Origin of the sequence: Achromobacter insuavis (assembly GCF_902859645.1) — a bacterium.
Classification (GTDB): Bacteria; Pseudomonadota; Gammaproteobacteria; order Burkholderiales; family Burkholderiaceae_B; genus Achromobacter; species Achromobacter insuavis.
The window spans coordinates 41216-60185 of the sequence record NZ_CADIJR010000023.1; the positions used below are offsets into that span (position 1 = coordinate 41216).

The 18970-nt window shown below is 70.5% G+C and carries 16 protein-coding genes; 8 read left to right on the forward strand and 8 right to left on the reverse strand.

All coding sequences use genetic code 11. The features are described 5' to 3' along the window. The first annotated feature begins 371 nt into the window (after nucleotides 1-371). The 3 genes from nirB to H0523_RS14110 are packed head-to-tail and all read left to right on the forward strand — an operon-like array spanning nucleotide 372 to nucleotide 4608. Nucleotides 372-2924 carry a nitrite reductase large subunit NirB gene (nirB, locus tag H0523_RS14100; RefSeq protein WP_054428733.1) on the forward strand — a complete coding sequence of 851 codons (2553 nt, stop codon included), beginning with the start codon at nucleotides 372-374 and terminating at the stop codon, nucleotides 2922-2924. Continuing rightward, complete coding sequence (gene nirD / locus H0523_RS14105) at nucleotides 2924-3328, forward strand: nitrite reductase small subunit NirD (protein WP_054428732.1); 405 nt, start codon at nucleotides 2924-2926, stop codon at nucleotides 3326-3328. The genes nirB and nirD overlap by 1 nt, the downstream gene beginning before the upstream one ends. Before the next feature lie 11 nt (nucleotides 3329-3339). Then, nucleotides 3340-4608, forward strand: coding sequence for a nitrate- and nitrite sensing domain-containing protein (locus H0523_RS14110; protein WP_054428731.1), 1269 nt, complete (start codon nucleotides 3340-3342; stop codon nucleotides 4606-4608). A 19-nt stretch (nucleotides 4609-4627) separates the two neighbouring features. Here the strand turns inward: H0523_RS14110 and H0523_RS14115 are convergent, their stop codons facing one another. Beyond that, entirely contained in the window at nucleotides 4628-5440 is an 813-nt protein-coding gene (locus H0523_RS14115) for a metallophosphoesterase (RefSeq protein ID WP_054428730.1), read from the reverse strand. Between the two features lie 77 nt (nucleotides 5441-5517). Here H0523_RS14115 and H0523_RS14120 point away from each other — a divergent pair, with 77 nt between their 5' ends. Both H0523_RS14120 and H0523_RS14125 read left to right on the forward strand, forming a co-directional pair. Further along, a complete protein-coding gene (locus H0523_RS14120; RefSeq protein WP_054428729.1) occupies nucleotides 5518-6495 on the forward strand; it encodes a helix-turn-helix domain-containing GNAT family N-acetyltransferase in 978 nt (325 codons plus the stop codon). Nucleotides 6496-6840: 345 nt separating this feature from the next. Then, nucleotides 6841-9084 (forward strand): phosphocholine-specific phospholipase C, encoded by a 2244-nt coding sequence (locus tag H0523_RS14125; protein ID WP_054428728.1) that lies wholly within the window; start codon nucleotides 6841-6843, stop codon nucleotides 9082-9084. 13 nt (nucleotides 9085-9097) lie between these two features. Here H0523_RS14125 and H0523_RS14130 read toward each other — a convergent pair whose 3' ends face one another. From H0523_RS14130 to H0523_RS14140, 3 genes are all read right to left on the reverse strand, one after another. Continuing rightward, nucleotides 9098-10510: a DUF2252 domain-containing protein gene (locus H0523_RS14130; protein ID WP_054428727.1), complete on the reverse strand. Its 1413-nt coding sequence runs from the start codon at nucleotides 10508-10510 to the stop codon at nucleotides 9098-9100. Between the two features lie 103 nt (nucleotides 10511-10613). Beyond that, nucleotides 10614-11309 carry a pentapeptide repeat-containing protein gene (locus tag H0523_RS14135; RefSeq protein WP_054429241.1) on the reverse strand — a complete coding sequence of 232 codons (696 nt, stop codon included), beginning with the start codon at nucleotides 11307-11309 and terminating at the stop codon, nucleotides 10614-10616. A 31-nt stretch (nucleotides 11310-11340) separates the two neighbouring features. Continuing rightward, a complete protein-coding gene (locus H0523_RS14140) occupies nucleotides 11341-11991 on the reverse strand; it encodes a response regulator (protein ID WP_054428726.1) in 651 nt (216 codons plus the stop codon). A 396-nt stretch (nucleotides 11992-12387) separates the two neighbouring features. Between H0523_RS14140 and H0523_RS14145 the strand changes: the two genes are divergently transcribed. Then, entirely contained in the window at nucleotides 12388-13161 is a 774-nt protein-coding gene (locus H0523_RS14145; protein ID WP_054428725.1) for a hypothetical protein, read from the forward strand. A 77-nt stretch (nucleotides 13162-13238) separates the two neighbouring features. On the opposite strand, the gene gvpU is transcribed toward H0523_RS14145, so the two are convergent. Together gvpU and H0523_RS14155 are read right to left on the reverse strand one after the other, a co-directional pair. Then, nucleotides 13239-13688, reverse strand: coding sequence for a gas vesicle accessory protein GvpU (gvpU, locus tag H0523_RS14150; RefSeq protein ID WP_180180079.1), 450 nt, complete (start codon nucleotides 13686-13688; stop codon nucleotides 13239-13241). Between the two features lie 152 nt (nucleotides 13689-13840). Further along, the gene (locus H0523_RS14155; RefSeq protein ID WP_054428724.1) at nucleotides 13841-14824 is read right to left on the reverse strand and encodes a helix-turn-helix transcriptional regulator; all 984 of its coding nucleotides are present in this window, start codon (nucleotides 14822-14824) and stop codon (nucleotides 13841-13843) included. A 116-nt stretch (nucleotides 14825-14940) separates the two neighbouring features. Here H0523_RS14155 and H0523_RS14160 point away from each other — a divergent pair, with 116 nt between their 5' ends. Further along, nucleotides 14941-15549: a glutathione S-transferase family protein gene (locus H0523_RS14160; protein WP_054428723.1), complete on the forward strand. Its 609-nt coding sequence runs from the start codon at nucleotides 14941-14943 to the stop codon at nucleotides 15547-15549. Nucleotides 15550-15571: 22 nt separating this feature from the next. On the opposite strand, the gene H0523_RS14165 is transcribed toward H0523_RS14160, so the two are convergent. Beyond that, the gene (locus H0523_RS14165; RefSeq protein WP_054428722.1) at nucleotides 15572-16885 is read right to left on the reverse strand and encodes a ParB/Srx family N-terminal domain-containing protein; all 1314 of its coding nucleotides are present in this window, start codon (nucleotides 16883-16885) and stop codon (nucleotides 15572-15574) included. Between the two features lie 147 nt (nucleotides 16886-17032). On the opposite strand from H0523_RS14165, the gene H0523_RS14170 reads away from it, so the two are divergent. Continuing rightward, the gene (locus H0523_RS14170; protein ID WP_054428721.1) at nucleotides 17033-17710 is read left to right on the forward strand and encodes an ArsR/SmtB family transcription factor; all 678 of its coding nucleotides are present in this window, start codon (nucleotides 17033-17035) and stop codon (nucleotides 17708-17710) included. A gap of 32 nt (nucleotides 17711-17742) precedes the next feature. Here H0523_RS14170 and H0523_RS14175 read toward each other — a convergent pair whose 3' ends face one another. Next, on the reverse strand, nucleotides 17743-18915 hold the full coding sequence (locus H0523_RS14175; RefSeq protein WP_054428720.1) for a multidrug effflux MFS transporter: 1173 nt from the start codon (nucleotides 18913-18915) through the stop codon (nucleotides 17743-17745). Nucleotides 18916-18970 lie beyond the last annotated feature (55 nt).

Genomic DNA, 18970 nt, shown 5'->3' on the forward strand with positions numbered 1-18970 from the left:
CCAGCGGCCGGGCGGGCAGGGCGCCATTGCCCTGGTTGGTTCCCGGCGTGGCCGGGTCGATACCCTGTCGATGCAAGTTCCATGCCAATCGGCCGCCGCCGGTGGACCGCGCCGCACGCGGACCGGCGGCGCGCGCGGTGGTGCGTGGCTGCACCGCCGTGGTGCGCCGCCGACCCGTTTGGGTGCGCGGCGGCATGGGTGGCGGGCCGCCGCGCGGGCGGCATCGCGATGGCACGCTTATTGCTTTGATAGCCATACCGGGCCCGTGTCCGGCCAGACAACGCAAGCTTTGCAGGCAACGGCGCCCGGACCCACCAGTCCCGGGCGCCGTTTGTCTTTTGAAAACCGAACGGCCCAGCCTGGATAGCCCCATGAGCACAGCGACCTCCACGACTCCCATGCAGACCCTGATCGTCATCGGCAACGGCATGGTCGGCCATCACTGCGTCGAGCAACTGATCGAGCGCGGCGCGCTGGCGCGCTACCGCATCCTGGTGTTCGGCGAAGAGACCCGGCGCGCCTACGATCGCGTGCACCTGTCCGAATACATCGGCGGCCGCGATGCCGAATCGATGGCCATGAGCGACGCCGCGTTCTATGAGCGGCCAGGCCTGTCGCTGCGGCTGGGCGAGCCGGTGCTGCGCATCGACCGCCACGCGCGACAGGTGGTGACGGCCGCCGGCAGCCATGGCTACGACAAGCTGGTGCTGGCCACCGGCTCCTATCCCTTCGTGCCGCCGATCGCCGGCGCCGAAGGGGCCTCGCGCCTGGTGTACCGCACGCTCGATGACCTGGACCAGATCCGCGCGGCGGCCGACGGCGCCCGGCGCGGCGTGGTGGTGGGCGGCGGCCTGCTGGGCCTGGAGGCGGCCAATGCGCTCAAGTCGCTCGGGCTGGAGGCGCACGTGGTCGAGTTCGCGCCGCGCCTGATGCCGGTGCAGCTGGACGAGGCCGGCGGCGGCGCGCTCAGGGCGCGCATCGAGGCGCTGGGCGTGGGCGTGCACCTGTCGCGCGCCACGCAGGAAATCAAGGATGGCACGCAGTACCGCTACCGCATGCGTTTTGCCGAGGGCGCGCCGCTGGAAACCGACCTGATCGTGTTCTCGGCCGGCATCCGGCCGCGCGACGGCCTGGCGCGCCAGGCCGGACTGACGGTGGCCGAGCGCGGCGGCGTGGCCGTCGACGGCCATTGCCGCAGCAGCGATGCGTCGATCTACGCGATCGGCGAATGCGCCGCGTTCGACGGCGCCATCTTCGGCCTGGTGGCGCCCGGCTACCAGATGGCGCGCGTGGCCGCCGCCGAGCTCTGTGGCGACGACAGCGCGCCGTTCGCCGGCGCCGACATGTCGACCAAGCTCAAGCTGCTGGGCGTGGACGTCGGTTCGATCGGCGATGCCCATGGCGCCACGCCCGGCGCGCGCAGCTACCGCTACATCGACGAGGCGGGCGCCTCGTACCGCCGCCTGGTGGTGTCGGCCGACGGCAAGCGCGTCCTGGGCGCGGTGCTGGTGGGCGACAACAGCTACTACGACACGCTGCTGCAATACGCGCAGAACGGCATCGCGCCGCCGGCCGACCCGGCCAGCCTGATCCTGCCCGCCGGCCAGGCCGCGCCCGCGCTGGGCGCCGGCGCGCTGCCGGCCACCGCCACCATCTGTTCGTGCCACAACGTCAGCAAGGCCGCCATCTGCGACGCGCTCGACGGCGGCTGCACCGACGTCGGCGGCGTCAAGGCCTGCACCAAGGCCGCCACCGGCTGCGGCGGCTGCGCGGCCCTGCTCAAGCAGGTGGTGGAACACGAACTGGCGAGCCGCGGCGTCGCGGTGGACAAGAGCCTGTGCGAGCACTTTCCCTACACCCGCCAGGAGCTCTATTCGATCGTCCGGGTGCAGGGCATCGAATCGTTCGAAGAACTGCTGGCGCGCCACGGCCGCGGCCATGTCGGCTGCGATCTCTGCAAGCCGACGGTGGCGTCGATCCTGGCGTCGTGCTGGAACCGCCCGATCCAGGATCCGAATCGGGTGCCGCTGCAGGACACCAACGACACCTTCATGGCCAACATGCAGAAGAACGGCACCTATTCGGTGGTGCCGCGCATCCCGGGCGGCGAGGTCACGCCCGACGGCCTGATCGCGATCGGCGCCGTGGCCAAGAAGTACCAGCTCTACACCAAGATCACCGGCGGCCAGCGCATCGACCTGTTCGGCGCGCAACTGCACGAGTTGCCCGACATCTGGGCCGAGCTGATCGCCGCCGGCTTCGAGACCGGCCACGCCTACGGCAAGTCCACCCGCACCGTGAAGTCCTGCGTCGGCAGCACCTGGTGCCGCTACGGCGTGCAGGACAGCGTCGCCATGGCGCTGCGCATCGAAGACCGCTACAAGGGCCTGCGCGCGCCGCACAAGCTCAAGTTCGCGGTCTCGGGCTGCACCCGCGAATGCGCCGAGGCGCAGAGCAAGGACATCGGCGTCATCGCCACCGAGAACGGCTGGAACCTGTACGTGTGCGGCAACGGCGGCATGCGCCCGCGCCACGCCGAACTGTTCGCCCAGGACCTGGACGATGCCACGCTGATCCGCTACATCGACCGCCTGCTGATGTTCTACATCCGCACCGCCGACAAGCTGCAACGCACCTCGGTCTGGCGCGAATCGCTGGAAGGCGGCCTGGACTACCTGAAGGCCGTGGTCATCGACGACAGCCTGGGGCTGGGCGCCGAACTGGAGGCGCAGATGCAGCTGGTGGTGGACCGCTATGAATGCGAATGGGCCAACGCCCTGTCCGACCCGGAAAAGCTCAAGCGTTTCCGCACCTTCGTCAACAGCGCCGCCGCGGATCCGGACATCCGCTTCGTGCAGGAGCGCGGCCAGCCGCGGCCCGCGCCCGCCGCGCGCGTGATTCCCATCGCCGAGGAGCTTGCCTGATGCGCTCGAATGTCGTGATCGCCCTGCGCCAGGAGGCGCCATTCAATGCCCGGCCCGGCGCCGAGGCGTGGCAGCCTGTCTGCACCCGCCGCGACCTGGTCGCCGATTCCGGCGTGGTGGCGCTGGTCGATGGCCGCCAGGTGGCCCTGTTCTACTTGCCGGCGGTGGCCGGCGAAACGCTCTACGCCATCGACAACCGCGACCCGAAGTCGGGCGCCAACGTGATCGGCCGCGGCATCGTCGGCCACCTGGCCGGCGAGCTGGTGGTGGCCTCGCCGCTGTACAAGCAGCACTTCCGGCTGCGCGATGGCGTCTGTGTCGAGTATCCCGAGCAATCGCTGCGGGCCTGGCCGGTGCGCTTCAACGGCGACGCGGTGGAAGTCCAGCCGCCCGCCGCGGCCTGAGGATCGTCGCCATGTCGCAGCACGCCATGCCCTCGACCCTGCGTTTCCTCCTGGCGGCCCGCCGCAGCGAGCTGCACGGACTCGAAGCGTTGGCCAGCACCTGTGAGCTGGCCACCCTGGTCAGCAAGCTGGTGCACGTGCTGCAGAAGGAGCGCGGTTCGTCCAACCTGTATCTGTGCGGCGGCCAGGACGCGCTGCGCCAGACCCTGGCCGGCCTGAGCTCCGACGCCTGCGCGGTCGAGGAGGAAGTGCGCCGCTTCCTCGACCGGCTGGAACCGGATGCCACCCGCAGCGCCGGCAAGGCGCGGCTGCTCAACTGCATCGCCTACGCGCTGTACCGCCTGGACGAGCTGCCGCGCACGCGCCGCGCCATCCGTGACCGCCGCGTGGCGGCGGAAGAGGCCGGCGCGGTCTTCACGCGGCTCATCGCCAGCCTGTTCGCGCTGGTGTTCGAAGCCGCCGACTCGTCGCTCGACGCGGGCGTCACGCGGCTGCTGGTGGCGCTGCTCAATTTCATGCAGGGCAAGGAGCTGTGCGGACAGGAACGCGCCTATGGCGTCATGGGCTACACCGCCGGCTATTTCACCGAAGCGCAGAAGGCCCGCGTGCTGGAGCTGGCGGATCTGCAGAAGCGCTGCTTCGACAGCTTCGCGCAGTACGCCGGCGCGGATGCGCTGGCCGCGTGGGAGCGGCTGGAGCAGAGCGCCGGCCCGGTGCTGCGGCTGCGCGACATGGCGCTGCGGACCTCCGAGGCCGAACGCGTCGACGCCGGTCTGGCCGAGCTGTGGTTCGGCCTGTGCACCGAGCGCATCGATGCCATGCGCGCGGTCGAAAGCCTGCTGGCCGAGGCCCTGACGCTGCAATGCCATCGCCGCATCGTCGAGACCCGCGCCGAGCTCGACAACCACCGGCTGCTGCTGAGCCGTTTCGCCGACCGCGCCGGCGACGACGCGCCGGCGATGCTGTTCCAGCTGCAGGGCCGCATTCTCGACGTGCCGCCGCAGGACGGCGTGGGCGAGGCCATGGAGCGGTCCATCCTCGACCTGATGCGCGATCAGGCGCAGCGCCTGCGCCAGTCGGACGACGCGCTGGCGCTGGCGCGCGGCGCGCTGGAGGAACGGCGGCGGGTCGAGCGCGCCAAGTGGCTGCTGGTCAGCCGCCACGGCCTGAGCGAGCAGGCCGCGCACGACCAATTGCAGCGGGTGGCCATGGACTGCCGGCGTTCGCTCGACGAGGTCGCCCGGCAGGTGCTGGCCGAACTCGATACCGCGGCGCGCTGAACGCCGCCGCGATGCCGGCCTACGCGCGCGGCACGTCCCACAACGCGTCGGGCAGGTAGCCCTCCTGCTCGCCCTTGCGGGCGTAGCCCAGCGGATTGGCGACCACGCGGCAGCCGTCCTTCACGTAGTCCAGCGGGCAGTGCAGGTGGCCGTGCAGCCACATGTCGGCCAGCGGCAGCAGGTGGTCCAGCGCGTTGCAGAAACCGGCGGTGCCCGGCGTCACGCCGTAGCGCGGATCGGCGCTGGCCAGGCTCGGCGCGAAGTGGGTGATGGCGACCGTGGGGCCGTCGAACGGCGCGCGCAGCGCCGCTTCCAGCCAGGCCTGACAGGCCTGGCCCTGCTCGCGCATCTGCTCGGCCATGAAGGGCGCGCCGTGGCGCCGCATCTGCGCCTTTTCCAGGTAGAAATCGGCGGCCCGGAACGCCTTGCCGCGCTTGGCCAGCGCCTGCGTCAGCGTGTCGCCCGGCGCGGCCAGCGCGTCGAAGTCGGTCCACAGCGTGGTGCCCACCAGCCGCACGCCGTCGATCACCAGGGTCTCGCGCTCGAGCCACTGGATCCCCAGCGCCTCGCACAACGTCCGCAGCCGCTCGTGGGTCTCGTCGAAGTCGAGGTTGTCGTATTCATGGTTGCCCGGCACGTAGACCACCGGCGTCGGCCAGCCGTGGCGCGGGGCATAGCGGCCCAGGCCGAAGTCGTCCGTGGCCAGCCGCGAGCGCGGCTGGTACGAGCCGATGTCGCCCGCCAGCACCAGCAGGTCCGCGCCCGGCGTCGGGTCCGCGACGAAAGTGGGGTCGGATTCCAGGTGCAGATCGGACAGCAATTGGATTTTCATGAGGCAGCAGGGGGGCTTGTGTTGGTTGCGATTCGCAAGTAAATTGGTTGCGACCCGCAACTTCAGGACGCGCCACCATGGATCTTATCGACTTTCCCACCCGATCCCGCGAACAGACCATCCGCGACCTGCGGGAATTCTCGCGCAAGCTGGTGCGCGAGCTCGGCTTCATGCGGCCTTCGCTGGCCGGCAGCGAGCTGGCGCCGTCGGCGGTGCACGCCATCATCGAGATCGGCCTGCAGCCCGGCATCCAGGCGCGCGACCTGGCGCTGGTGTTGCGGCTGGACAAATCCAACACCAGCCGCCAGGTGGCCAAGCTGGAAGCGGCCGGCCTGGTGGCGCGCGAGACCGACAGCGGCGACGCGCGCGCCTCGCGCCTGTCGCTGACGCCGGCGGGCCTGGACCTGCGCAACCGCATCGACCAGTTCGCCACCGAGCAGGTCTCGCGCGCCCTGCGGCAACTGGCGCCGCCCGACCAGGAGATCCTGGTGCGCTACCTGTCGCTCTATGCCGACGCCTTGGCGCGCGAGAATCCGAACACCCGCGCCGCCCAGGCCAGCGACGCCATCGAGCTGCAGATCCAGGAAGGCTATGCGCCGGGCTGTATCGGCGACGTGGCCGCATTGCATGCGCGTTACTACGCGCAGGCCGCCGGCTTTGGCGTGGTGTTCGAGCGCCTGGTGGCGACGGGCCTGGCGGCCTTCGCCGAGTCGCTGCCGGCGCCGGGCAAGAACCTGTGGCGCTATGCCGACGGCAACCGCACGCTGGCCTCCATCGCCATCGACAGCGACCTGGAAAAACGCACCGCGCATCTGCGCTGGTTCATCGTCGATGAATCGCTGCGCGGACTCGGCGTCGGCCGCGCGCTGCTGACGCGCGCGATGCGCTTCGTCGACACGCTCGATATTGACGAAACGTATCTGTGGACCTTCAAGGGATTGGACGCCGCGCGCCATCTGTACGAGTCCGAAGGCTTCGTGCTGACCGAGGAAGCCGAGGGCACGCAATGGGGCGGCGTGGTGGTGGAGCAGCGCTTCAGCCGGCCCGCGCGCTGACGCATCTGGACACACACTGAGGCCGCGCGCACGCGCCGCGGCCCGTTTCTGCACGCCACCTTTCACGGCGCTGTCACGTCGCATTCCTAGACTCGCTGGGGTCTTGCCGGCTGGTCGCGGCAAGGTCGGTCCTCCTCTTTCCAAAGAACCTCCCCATGCCCTCCACGAGTCTTGCAAGAACCCTTGCCGCGGTCCTGCTCGCGGCCGCCACGCTCGCCGCCTGTGGCGGTGACGATTCCTCCGACGATCCCGCGCAGCCGCCGGTCACCCAACCGACCGCGCCGCAGCTGCGTTGCGCCCCGTAAGCGGCGGTAGCGCCGACCTCCACGATCCCGAGTAGAGCTGATGACCTCCCGCCGCAATTTCCTCCAGACCGCCACGGGCGCGGGCTTCGCCGCCGCCGCGCTCGCCGCCTTTCCGCCCAGCATCCGCCGCGCGCTCGCCATCCCCGCCAACAACGCCACCGGCACCATCAAGGACGTCGAGCACGTCATCATCCTGATGCAGGAGAACCGCTCGTTCGACCATTACTTCGGCACGCTCAAGGGCGTGCGCGGCTTCGGCGACCGCTTCCCGATTCCGCTCGCCAACGGCCGCAAGGTCTGGCAGCAGCAACGCGCCAACGGCGCCGTGCTGACGCCGTTCCACATCGACGGCACCACCAACAACGCGCAGCGCGTCTCCGGCACCCCGCACAGCTGGGACGACAGCCAGAAAGCCTGGGACGGCGGCCGCATGGCGCAATGGCCGACGCACAAGAACGACATCTCGATGGGCTACTTCAAGGAACGCGAGATCCCGTTCCAGTTCGCGCTCGCCAACGCGTTCACGCTGTGCGACGCCTATCACTGTTCGATGCATACCGGCACCGACGCCAACCGCTCGTTCCACCTGACCGGCACCAACGGCGCCGTGCCCACCAACACCGCTTTCGTCAACAACGAGTGGGACTGGATCGACGGCCTGCCGGCCAACGTCAACAAGGGCTACACCTGGACCACCTACGCCGAGCGGCTGGAGCAGGCCGGCGTCAGCTGGATCTCGTACCAGAACATGCCCGATGAATGGGGCGACAACATGCTGGGCGCGTTCCGCGCGTTCCGCCAGGCCAACGTGAACTCCGGCTTTCCGGTGTCCAGCGGCGGCGAGCCGGGCGTGCCCTACGCCAACACCGGCCAGGCGCTGCCGTACAAGGCCTACGACCCGGCCACCGACAATGCCGCCAATCCGCTCTACAAGGGCGTGGCCAACACGCTGCCGGGCGCCGCGCCCGAGAACTACCTGGACGCCTTCAAGCGCGACATCCGCGACGGCAAGCTGCCGCAGGTGTCCTGGATGAACGCGCCGTCGATCTACTGCGAACACCCCGGCCCGTCGAGCCCGGTGCAGGGCGCCTGGTTCCTGCAGGAAGTGCTGGACGCGCTGACCGCCGTGCCCGAGGTCTGGAGCAAGACGGTGCTGCTGGTGAATTTCGACGAGAACGATGGCTATTTCGACCACGTGCCGTCGCCGTCCGCGCCGTCGCGCGACGCCGGCGGCAGCCCGGCCGGCAAGACCACGCTGGCCGATGCCGACCTGACGCCCGAGTACTTCACGCACGCCTCGCCCGCCGGCAGCACGACCCAGCCGGCGACCAAGGACGGCCGCGTCTACGGCCCCGGCCCGCGCGTGCCGATGTACGTGATCTCGCCCTGGAGCCGCGGCGGCTGGGTTAACTCGCAGGTGTTCGACCACACCTCGGTGCTGCGTTTCCTAGAAGCGCGATTCGGCGTGGCCGAGCCCAACATCAGCCCGTTCCGCCGCGCGGTCTGCGGCGACCTGACCAGCACCTTCAACTTCAAGACGCCCAACACCGAGTCGCTGCCGACGCTGGCCGGACGCGCCACGCGCGCCGCGGCCGACCAGTTGCGCACCGCGCAGGAGGCCCTGCCGCAGATGCCGCTGCCCACCGATATGCAGCTGCCGCTGCAGGCCAGCGGCACGCGGCCGTCGCGCGCGCTGCCCTACGAACTGCACACCAGCGCGCGCTGCGCCGCGGCCGGCACGGTGGAGCTGGTGTTCGCCAACACCGGCACGCAGGGCGCGGTGTTCCATGTCTACGACCGCTATCACCTGGACCGGTTGCCGCGCCGCTATGCGGTCGAGGCCGGCAAGACCCTGTCCGACACCTGGAACGCGCTGCAGGACAACCTCGGCATGTACGACCTGTGGGTGCTCGGCCCCAACGGCTACCACCGCCATTTCAAGGGCGACACCAACCGCATCGCCGACAGCGGCGCGCTGCCCGAGATCCGGGTCTGCTACGACATCGCCAACGGCGAGGTCTACGCCGAGCTGCTCAACACCGGCGCCAAGGCCTGCACCTTTACGGTCGCGCCGCAGGCGTACCGCCAGGACGCGGCGGTGACGCTGGACGTGGCGGGCGGCGGCAAGGCCACTCGCAACTGGGGGCTGGCGGCCAGCGGGCAGTGGTATGACTTCGCCGTCACCTGCTCCAGCGATCCGGCGTTCTACCGCCGCTTCGCCGGCCGCGTCGAGACCGGCGCGCACACGGTGAGCGATCCGGCCATGGGCGTGGCCGGCGCCTGACGGCCGGGCGCGGTCAGACGCGGAAGTCCGCCGCCATGTCCTCGTCGGTGCGCATGGGCAGCTTGCCCGCGCGGCAGGCCTCGAGGAAGCGGCGGTAGTCCTTCTCGTTCTGCCGCGCGTAGCCCTGCGCATACGCCAGCAGCGCCTCGGGGAATTGGCCCGCGCGTCCCATGTACGCGGCCAGCTCCACCGAGTGCCCGCTGGCCTTGGCATGGGCCCGCGCCAGCGCGCGGCCGCACATGCGGGCGTAACCGGTCAGGATCTTCTGGTTGAAGCTCTCGACGTCGGCCGACACTTTCATGTCGCGCAACTGGCGGAAGTAATAGTGCCTGCCGCGCGGCCCCGTCGACCACCCCAGGAAGATGTCGCTGGCCGCCTGCAGCAGCCGCTGGCCCGCCACCACGCGATAGCCGTCATGCGCGGGCGCCTTGTCGCGGGCATAGCGGGCGATCACGGATTGGCGCGCTTCCTTGACCTGCAGGAACAGCGGATTGCCCCAGCTGTCGACCATCAGCATCACCAGGCAGACCGTGCCCACGCTGCCCACGCCCACCACCTTGAAGACCACGTCCTGCACCGCGAAGTGCTTGAGCAGTTCGCGCCGGTCCGGCGCCAGGCTGTCGAGATAACCGGCGTAGCACTTGGCCATCTTTTTCTTCCAGGTCGGCGTGTCCGGCCAGTGCTCGGCCTTGCCCAGCAGCGTCACCGGGCCGCCGGGGTGGAACATGGCCGGCGGCGCGTCGCGGATGCGCCAGTGGCCGCCGTCCAGGTACGCCATCTTGTGCAGCATGCTCTCGTTGGTGCGGCCGGCGGCCTTCTCCATGGCGCGGCCGATCAACCGGCGGCCCTCGGGCGTCTCGGCGTCCTGCAGCATGCGCTCGAAGGTGATGCCTTGGTACCAGACGTCGAGCGTGCTGTTCTGCGCGTACTCGTTCATGCGCAGCTGGTATTCGCTGGCGGCCGCCATGACGATGTCGGCGCTGTCGCCGCGGCCATAGCCCATGTGCGCCGCCGCCACCGCCAGACTCGCCGTCAGCCGCTTGACGTCCCATTCCCACGGGCCGGTGGCGGTTTCGTCGAAGTCGTTCAGGTCGAACAGCAGCTGCCGTTCGGGCGTGGCGAAGCCGCCGAAGTTGAGCAGGTGGGCGTCGCCGCAGATGGGGATGGAGATGCCGGTATGCGGGGTGCCGGCCAGGTCGTGCGCCTGCAGGATGGCGGCGCCGCGAAAGAAGGTGAAGGGCGAGGCCGCCATGCGGCCGTAGCGCAGCGGGATCAGGGCCTGCACCCGCCCGGCGCTGTTGATCCGCAGCAACCGGATCGGGTCCCGGTCGACATTGCCGAGGGCGGCGTGGGCCGAACGCTTGACGCGTTCCCGGGCCTTCTGTCCGTTGGACCTGCGCGCTTGAATGCTGTCTGTTTCGAGCATGGCGGTTCCCTGGTCGCGGACCGGTGCCGATGACCGGCCTGTCGCCAGGAGTGTAGCGGGACCGGGCGCCTTGCGGGCGTCCGCGCGGACGGCGCGGCCGCCGTCAGATGACGGTGATGCGCAGTTCGGCCAGCAGCGCCGCCGCCTGGGTCTTGGAGATGGCCGCGCCGGCCAGCCGCGCGGCGGCGGACAGGTCGATGCCGCCCAGGTCGGCCTCGCGCAGGTCGGCGCCCTCGAACCGCACGTTCTTGAGCGTGGCGTTGCGCAGGCTGCCGCCATGGAACACCGTGTCGCGCAGATCGCAGCCGGTCAGGTCGGCGTCGGAGAAGTCCAGTTGCTGCAATGCACACTTGCGGAACGAGATGCCGCGCACCAGCGCGCCCACCAGCAGGCAGTCTTCCAGCGTCCAGCCCAGGCAGGCGATGCCGTCGAAGTCGGCGCCGGTCAGCTTGCAGCCCTGGAAGCGGGCGCTCGCCAGGCGCGCGCGGCGCCAGTTGGCATTGTTCAGGTCGCAATGCTCGAATAGCGCCTCGCTGGCGTCGGCCGAGGCGAACACGGCCTGTCCGCCACGGCAGCGCCGCCAGACGCTGTCGGCCAGCGTCGCGCCCTGGAACGAGGCGCCGGCGATGGCGCAGGCGGTGAAGCGGGCGCCGCGCAGATCCAGGCGCGAGAAGTCGGCTTCCTGGAAGTCGCAGTCGTCGAAGGCCAGCGGCTGGCCGTCGGCCCGTTCAATCAGCGCCTGCATCGCCTGGCGGTCCAGCGCCTGGCCGATGACGGTTTCCGGGGATTGCCGCGTCATGCCCATCTTCTCTATCGGGTTCATCGAACCCTCATTGGAACATGCCGTGCTCGACGCAGAACGCCACCAGTTCCTGGTCGGTGCGTACGTCCAGCTTGCGCATGGCCGAGATCTTCTGGCCGCTGACGGTCTTGACGCTGCGCTTGAGGCTGCCGGCCACCTGCATCATCGACTCGCCGCGCACGAAATGCCGCAGCACCTCGAACTCCTTGGGCGAAAGGCTGTTGATGCGGTCGCCGATGAGCGCGCCGCGCCCCGCTGGCGACGGCCGCCGCGTCAGGCCGGGCGGATAGTATTTGCGGCCGCGTTGCAGCGCCTGCAGGGCGCTGACGATCTCGTTCGGGCTGTCGTGCTTGAAGACCACCGCATCGACGCCGGCGTCGTACAGCGCCGACACGATCATGGGATTGGACACCATGGTCAGCACCACCACGCGGACCCCGGGATAGTGGCGGATCAGGTACTTGACCAGGCGGATGCCGTCGCCGTAGAGGTCGTCGCCGGGCATGGCGTAGTCGGTGATGACCACCTGCGGCAGCTCGCGCTCGAGCTGCTCGACCAGCGCCGTCGGCGAGTCCAGCGCGGCGACGACCTCGAAGCCCAGGTACTGCTTCAGCAGTTCGGTCATGGCCATCAGGACCAGGGGGTGATCGTCGGCGATGACGATGCGGAGTCTTTGCATGCGGGGCGCGGTCGGGTTGGCGGGAGGGACCGACGAATTATTCCGCATCGGCGGCCGCGGGCGGAGCCGGCGGCGCCGAAGCCGGACGAGGGGACAGAATTTTAGGGTTCATGACGGCCGCAGGCGGTGGGAGGAATCTCAAAAATGCAAGCAGGACGGGCGCGCCGGCCGCACCTGGGCAGCCAGCGCCCGCTCGGATCCATCCAGGCGCGATCACGCGGCCGATTGAGAATATTCCTGTTCAATCGCTGCCCCGCCTTTGGCACCATCGTCCACATCCCTGCTGGTCTTCCGTCCGACACGGCCGGCATTGCGGCCTGGCCGCGCCCCGATGAGGTTCCATGATGTTCTCCCCCACGCGCCGCCTCTGGCCGGCGCCCGTGGTCCGGTCCCGCCATGCGTGACGCCACTCACGCCTGCTTCCCGCCCGAAGAATCCCTGTTCCTGCGGTTCCAGCCGGTCTTCACCGCGCAAGGCCGGGTGCACGAGTACGCGGTCGCCGACAGTTTCATGCCCTGGCGCGCCGTCGATCTGGCGCCCCAGCGTGCCCGCTTGCGGGCCGCGGCGGCTTTCGCTTCCCGGCCTGACGCGCCCATCGACCTGTCTTTCGATCATGCGCTGACCGCCCCGGGCGACGCCGACCTGGCGCAGCGCCTGTGCACCGATCTCGACCTGGGCCTGTCGCGCGAACAGCTTTGCTTCGGCGCCGCCGCCCGCCGTGACAGGACGCACCTGGCGGCCCGGCGTCTCACCTTCCAGTTGCCGTTGATCCTGCGCCTGATGCCGCAGGCGCAGGCCGTGGCCAGCTACGCCGAATTCCGTCCCGGCCTGCGCGCGCAGCTGCTGCCTGCTACTTGCGGCGGCCAGCCGGTGGCCTGTGGCGAGCTTTGCGCGACCGGCCTGGTGTTGAAAATCCCGCGCGGACTCGGCGCCGACCGTGGGCTGCAACGCCGCTTCAACGCCTTGATGGCATGTCTCGCCGACACCCACCTGCAAGTGGTGGCTGACGACATCGCGGACATCCACGATTTCGTCTGGCTGCGTTCGCATCCCGGGTTGCTGTTTCGCGGCGCCACGCTGTCCGCGCCGCTCAGCGCACAATGCCTGGCGGTCTGGCTGGCGGCCGATGGCGCCGCCTGGCGCAGTTTCAACGCCTGCGTCTCGCCCTAGGAAGCGCTCCCCGCACGGAGGGGTACGCGTGCGAGGCGTCCTGTCGTGTTCGGCAGGCCCTGGCGCGGTCGCCCGGCTCAGGCGGCCTGCAGGCGGCCCAGGATGAAGCCGTCCACGGCGCTGCTGCGGCCGCGCCACAGCGTCGGCTGGCCGGCGATCGGGGTGCCGTCGGCGGTGAAGAACAGGGCGTCGGCCAGGTGGATGTAGTTGGGCAGGGGTTCGGCCGGTTGCGGCAGCCGGAACACGTCGCCCAGTTCCGCCAGCGAGGTGCGCACCGATTGCCGCGCCTGGCCGTCCGCGTCCGACAGCGAGTCGGCGAAGGTTTCGGCGAAGCGGTCGAAGTACTCGGCGCCCGACACGATCTCGCCGGACACCAGCATGCCGCCCATCTGCAGCGTCACGCCGATGCTCTTGAGCTGGCCGCCGTTGTTCACCAGGTTCACCAGGAATTGCAGGAAGACGTCGGCGGACGGCGTGGCGACGGCGGGGGCGGGCTGGGACGGGGAGGAGGTCGGTTCGAGACTCATGGCGGCAGGGGCTCCGGAATGTGCGAGGGAGTCACAAGATACTCGAACTGCGGCCCGCGCGCATCGGGGCAATCAGCGGATAAACAACCGGTTCGGGTGCCATTCCTCGGCATCGGCCCGAGGGGCCGGGGAATAGGGTTCAGACGCAGGGGTCAGAGGCCCTCGTCGCGCGCGGCGCGGCGTTGCAGCATGCGGTCGACGCGTTCGCCCGCCTGCCGCAGGCGCTGCGCCAGCGCCGCGGGCGCCAGCACGTCGAACTCCACGTCCAGCGTCATCAGCCAGTAGGCCAGCATGTCCGGCGACTGGCCGGCGCAACGCAGCAGGCAACGGCCGTCATCGAGCGCATCGAGTTCGCCGGCCCACGGCGGAATGCGCGCCGCCATCGCCGCCCGCGGCGCGTGCAGGATGACGCGGGCGTCCTCGGCGTTGGGCGCCTGGCCCACCGATCGCGCCACGTAGCCGCGCAGGTCGCCGCCATCGGGCGGCGGCCGCGGGCGGAAATGCGCGCCCGGCGTCACCTGGCCGGCGATGCGGTCGAGGCGGAACGTGCGCCAGTCATCGCGCGCCGGATCCCAGGCCACCAGATACCAGCGCCAGCCCGTGTGCGCCAGCCCCTGCGGCTCGACCTCGCGCGTGCTGGCCTGGCCGCGGCCGTCGATGTAGCCGAAGCTCACCCGCAGCTGGTCGCGGCAGGCGGCCGCCAGCGCGGCCAGCAGGCCCGCGTCCACCAGCGGGGTGTGGCGGGCCAGCGGCACTAGCGCCGAGCGCAAGGCATCCATCTTGTGCCGCAGCCGCGACGGCATCACCTGTTCCAGTTTCACCAGCGCGCGCAGCGCGGCCTCCTCGATGCCGCCGACCGTGCCGGTGGCGGCGGTGCGCAGGGTGATCGCCACCGTCAGCGCCTCGTCGTCGTCCAGCAGCAGCGGCGGCAGCGCGTGCCCGGCGCGGAAGGCGTAGCCGCCGGCCACGCCGCTGCTGGCCTGGATCGGGTAGCCCAGTTCGCGCAGCCGGTCGATGTCGCGCCGCAGGGTGCGCGGGTGCACTTCCAGCGTCTGCGCCAGCTCGCCTCCGGCCCAGTGGCGGCGGGTCTGCAATAGCGAAAGCAGGCGCAGGAGACGGTTGCTGGAAGTGAGCATGGGGACAACGATAAAACGAATCGAGGGCGGAAACTGTCCGCAATGGATTCTACAGTTCATCCCGTCGCCAGCGGCCATGGGGCCGCGGCGGGAATCCACGAAACCGGAGTTTTTCCATGTCCATCGTCTTTTATTGGTATCCCCAGTCCAGCGCCTCCCCGATCGCCGCCGCCCTGGCCGAACTGCAGGTGCCGCACGAACGCGTGAAGGTCGACATCCGCGCCGGCGAGCAGCATCGCCCCGAATTCCTGGCGATCAATCCGAATGGCAAGGTGCCGACGCTGACCGTGGACGGTGCGCCGCTGTTCGAAGGGCTGGCGATCCAGCTGTGGCTGGGCGAGCAATGGGGCGTCGAGCGCGGCCTGTGGCCCGCCGCGGGCACGCCGCAACGGCTGGCCGCCATGTCCTGGAGCGCGTGGGCCTATGTGTCGTACGGCGCGGTGCTGTGGCGCCTGTTCCACGTCGGCTACGGCGAGGAAGGCCAACGCGATCCGAGCCAGGCGGAACGGGCGCTGGCCGACCTGGACGTCTTGCTGGCGGTGCTGGACGGTCACCTGGCGCGCCAGCCCTGGATACTGGGCGCCGAATACTCGCTGGCCGACCTGGTGGTGGGCTCGGTGATCGGCTACAGCACGATGCTCGGGGCGCGCGTGGCGGCGCACCCGAAGGTGCAGGCCTGGCTGGGCAAGGTGCAAGCCCGGCCGGCCATGCAGATCGACCGCTGAGGCGGCGTGGCCGCCCCGGCGCCTACCAGCCCCAGCAGGTGCCGGTGGCCGGCTTGCCGCAGGCGCGGTAGTTGACCGCGAACCACAGCTTGCCCGCGCCGCGCGGGGTGCCTTGCGGCGTGGCGTCGGCCTTGACGTCGTTGCGCGGCAGTTCTTCCAGCGTGTCGCGCGCGGTCTTGGTGGGCGAGCCGCTGGGGGCGCCAGCCACCAGCTGGATGCGGCCCAGGCTGGCCGCCGTGCGGTCCTGGAACACGATGTCGGTGTCGGCCAGCGCGGTCATCTTCAGCGCGGCGTTGCGCACGGCGGCGGCATAGCCGTCGTTGGCGCCGGTGGGCGCCAACGCGCCGCTCAAGGTGCTGACCGTCAGGATCTGCGCGGGCGTGGACGGCGCGGCCATCGCGTACTGGTCCAGGCCGGGCAGCTGGCCGCCGGCCACCTGGCGGCGCAGCCAGTCGCCCCACAGGAACTCCGCGAACTCCGGCAGGCTGCCGTTGCTGTAGGCGATGTCGCGGGTGAAGTACACCAGCGAGCGATAGCGGTCTTCCTGCATGCCGCCGGCTTCCTGCGCGTTGGCGATGCCCACCCGCGTCGGCAGCTGGTCCACGGTGATGGGCTGGTTCTGGCCGTCGCGCAGCCAGGCCTTGCGCTCGTCGACCATGCGCTGCCAGAAGGCCGAGGCGGTGCCGATGCCGCTGTAGTTGGCGTCGACCTTGACCCATACCGGCAGCTTGGGGCCGCCGTCGGCGATCTCGCGCAGCGACGAGAACGTGTGGTGGCCGTCGGTCAGGTACAGATTGCCGTCCCAGCCGACCACCACGGTCTTCAGGTTGGTGGGGTTTGCGCCCATCGCCGCGGTGCAGTTGAAGGTGGCCGGCTGGTCCAGGCGCGCGGCCTGCAGCTGGGCGATGGAGGTAAAGGCCTGGGACGTGTTGGCGCCCATGTCCTCGCAGTAGTCGCTGAATTTCTTGCCGACCGTGCGGTTCAGATAATCCAGCTGCTTGGTCGCGTCGGCCGCCCAGGTGGGACGGTTGAAGTCGCCTTGCCAGCGGCCCAGCTTGTAGTAGATCTGGTCGTAGCCGATGGCGGCCTGGGTCGGGTGCAGTTCCTCGATGCGGACCTTGATGACGTCGCCCGGCTTGGTCGCCAGATAGGCCTGGTTGCGGGTGTCGGTCGGCGGCGCCGGATTCTGGACGACGGGGCTGTCGTCATCATCGTCTTTGCTGCCGTTGCAGGCGGCCAGCACCAGCGGCAGCGCGGCCAGGGCCAGGATCCGCAGGGCGGGGCGCCAGCGCGCGGTGAAAGGGCGGGGAAGGACGGAGTTGGGCGAGCGGGACATGAATGAGCGTTTCGGGGTCGGCTGAAGAAGTATCCAATGATGACAGTCACGTGTTTCGTGTTCATTGCACCGTCACGCCAGGTTCACGCCAGGCGTCGTTCAAGGTCCCGCTTGATTGACGCGGCCCCAATGCTAAGATCGCCGCCAATGACCGCGCCACCCCTCCAGACCCCTCTCGCGGCCGAACTGGCCGAACTCGCCCGCACGCTGGGCAACGCCCATCGCCTGGTGCTGCTCGAGCATATCGCGCAGGGCGAGCGCCCGGTCGAACGGCTGGCCGAATTGTCCGGCCTGTCGGTCGCCAATACCTCGCAGCACCTGCAGCAGTTGCGCCGCGCCGGTTTCGTGGCGACCCGGCGCGACGGCAAGCATGTGTACTACCGGCTCGGCACCGCGCCCATCGCCGGGCTGCTCAATGCCCTCGGGGCCGTGGCGCAGCACAACCGGAGCGAGATCCGGCGCCTGGTGGCGGACAGCCAGGATCGCCGCGACGGGCTGGAAGCCATCTCGCGCGACGAACTGCTCGACCGCCTGGGCGAAGGCAGCATGACGCTGCTGGACGTGCGGCCCGCCGACGAGTTCGCGCAAGGCCATCTGCCTGGCGCCATCAATATCCCCGCCGGCGAGTTGCTCGAGCGGCTCGGCGAATTGCCGGCCGCGCACGAGATCGTGGCCTATTGCCGCGGCCCGTTCTGCGTGCTGTCTTCCGACGCCGTCACCGCGTTGCGGGCGCACGGCCTGCGCGCCCGGCGGCTCGACGCCGGTTTCCCGGACTGGCGCGCCGAGGGGCTGGCGGTCGAGACGCCCGACCCGCCCGCGCGCTAGCGCGCCGCGACGTCTTGCGCAGAGGGCCGCATTCAAGCCGGCTTCGAGCGCGCCAGCAGCAACGCCAGCGCCAACCCCAGCCACGCCAGGGACAACGGCCGGGGCGTGTCGAAAGGCAGCCATGAGGTGGCCGCCAACCCCAACCCCAGCAGGCTGTAGTAGGCCAGGCCGAACAGGGCGCCGGCGCGCCCCAGGCAATGCCCGTAGCGGCGCAGCGCCGGCCCCAGCAGATTGGGGATCGCCAGGCCATAGCCCGCGAACACCGGCAGCGCCGCGGCCGCCCACAGCCAGCCCGGTTCCGGGCGCCAGGCCATGGCGGCGGCCTGCGCCGCCGTGCCCAGCGCGACGCAGCGCAGGCCGTAGCGCACCCGGCGCTCGGCGTCCGCGGCGGCGGGCAGCCGGCGGTTGGCGGCGGCGCCCAGGCTGCCCACCAGCGCCACGCCCAGGCCCACCCAGCCGAAACCCAGTCCCGGAAGCGGGCCCGTCATGAACGGGCCGGCGGCATAGAACGAAAACACCAGCAGGTTCAGGCCGGCGACCCGCAGCACCGCCAGGCGCAGCGCGGCGTCGGCCAGCATCTGGCCGGCCAGCGCCGCCAGCGGCACGTGGCCGGTGCGCGCCGGGCGGGTTTCGTGCCAGCGCCAGGCGACCGACCCCAGCAGCAGCGCGATCACGACGGCGAGCGTCGCCAGCACGCCGGCATAGCCATGCCGGTCGGCCAGCAGTTGGCCCGTCAACGGTCCGACGGCGGGCGACCAGGCCAGCACCGCGCCCAGCGTGACGAAGGTGCGCGTCAGCCGCGGGCCGTCCAGGCAATCGCGCAGCGCGGTCTGCGTCACCACCGAGCACGCCGCCAGGCCCAGCGCCTGGACGAAGCGGCCGCCAAGCAGCGCCGCGTAATGCGGCGCGGCCAGCGCGCCCAGCGTGCCCGCCAGCCCGGTGGCCAGGCCGGCCAGCATGGCGGGGCGGCGGCCCCAGGTATCGGCGAGATGTCCCCATAGAAACACCCCGGCGGCGAAGCCGACGAAGAAGACGCCCATGACCGGCTGCGTGGCGGCGGCATCCAGGCGCCAGTGGCGCGCCAGGTCCGGCAGGGCGGGGGCGAGAATGGTCTCGGCGATCTGCGGCAGGGCCAGCAGCGCGATGACGAGCCAGGACGGCGGCGGGGCGCCGCAGGCGGACGGGGAGCAAAGACGGGAAGACATGCGACGGACTTGATGCGAAAAGCCGCTAGCGTAGGCGCGCGGCGGCGCGCAAAAT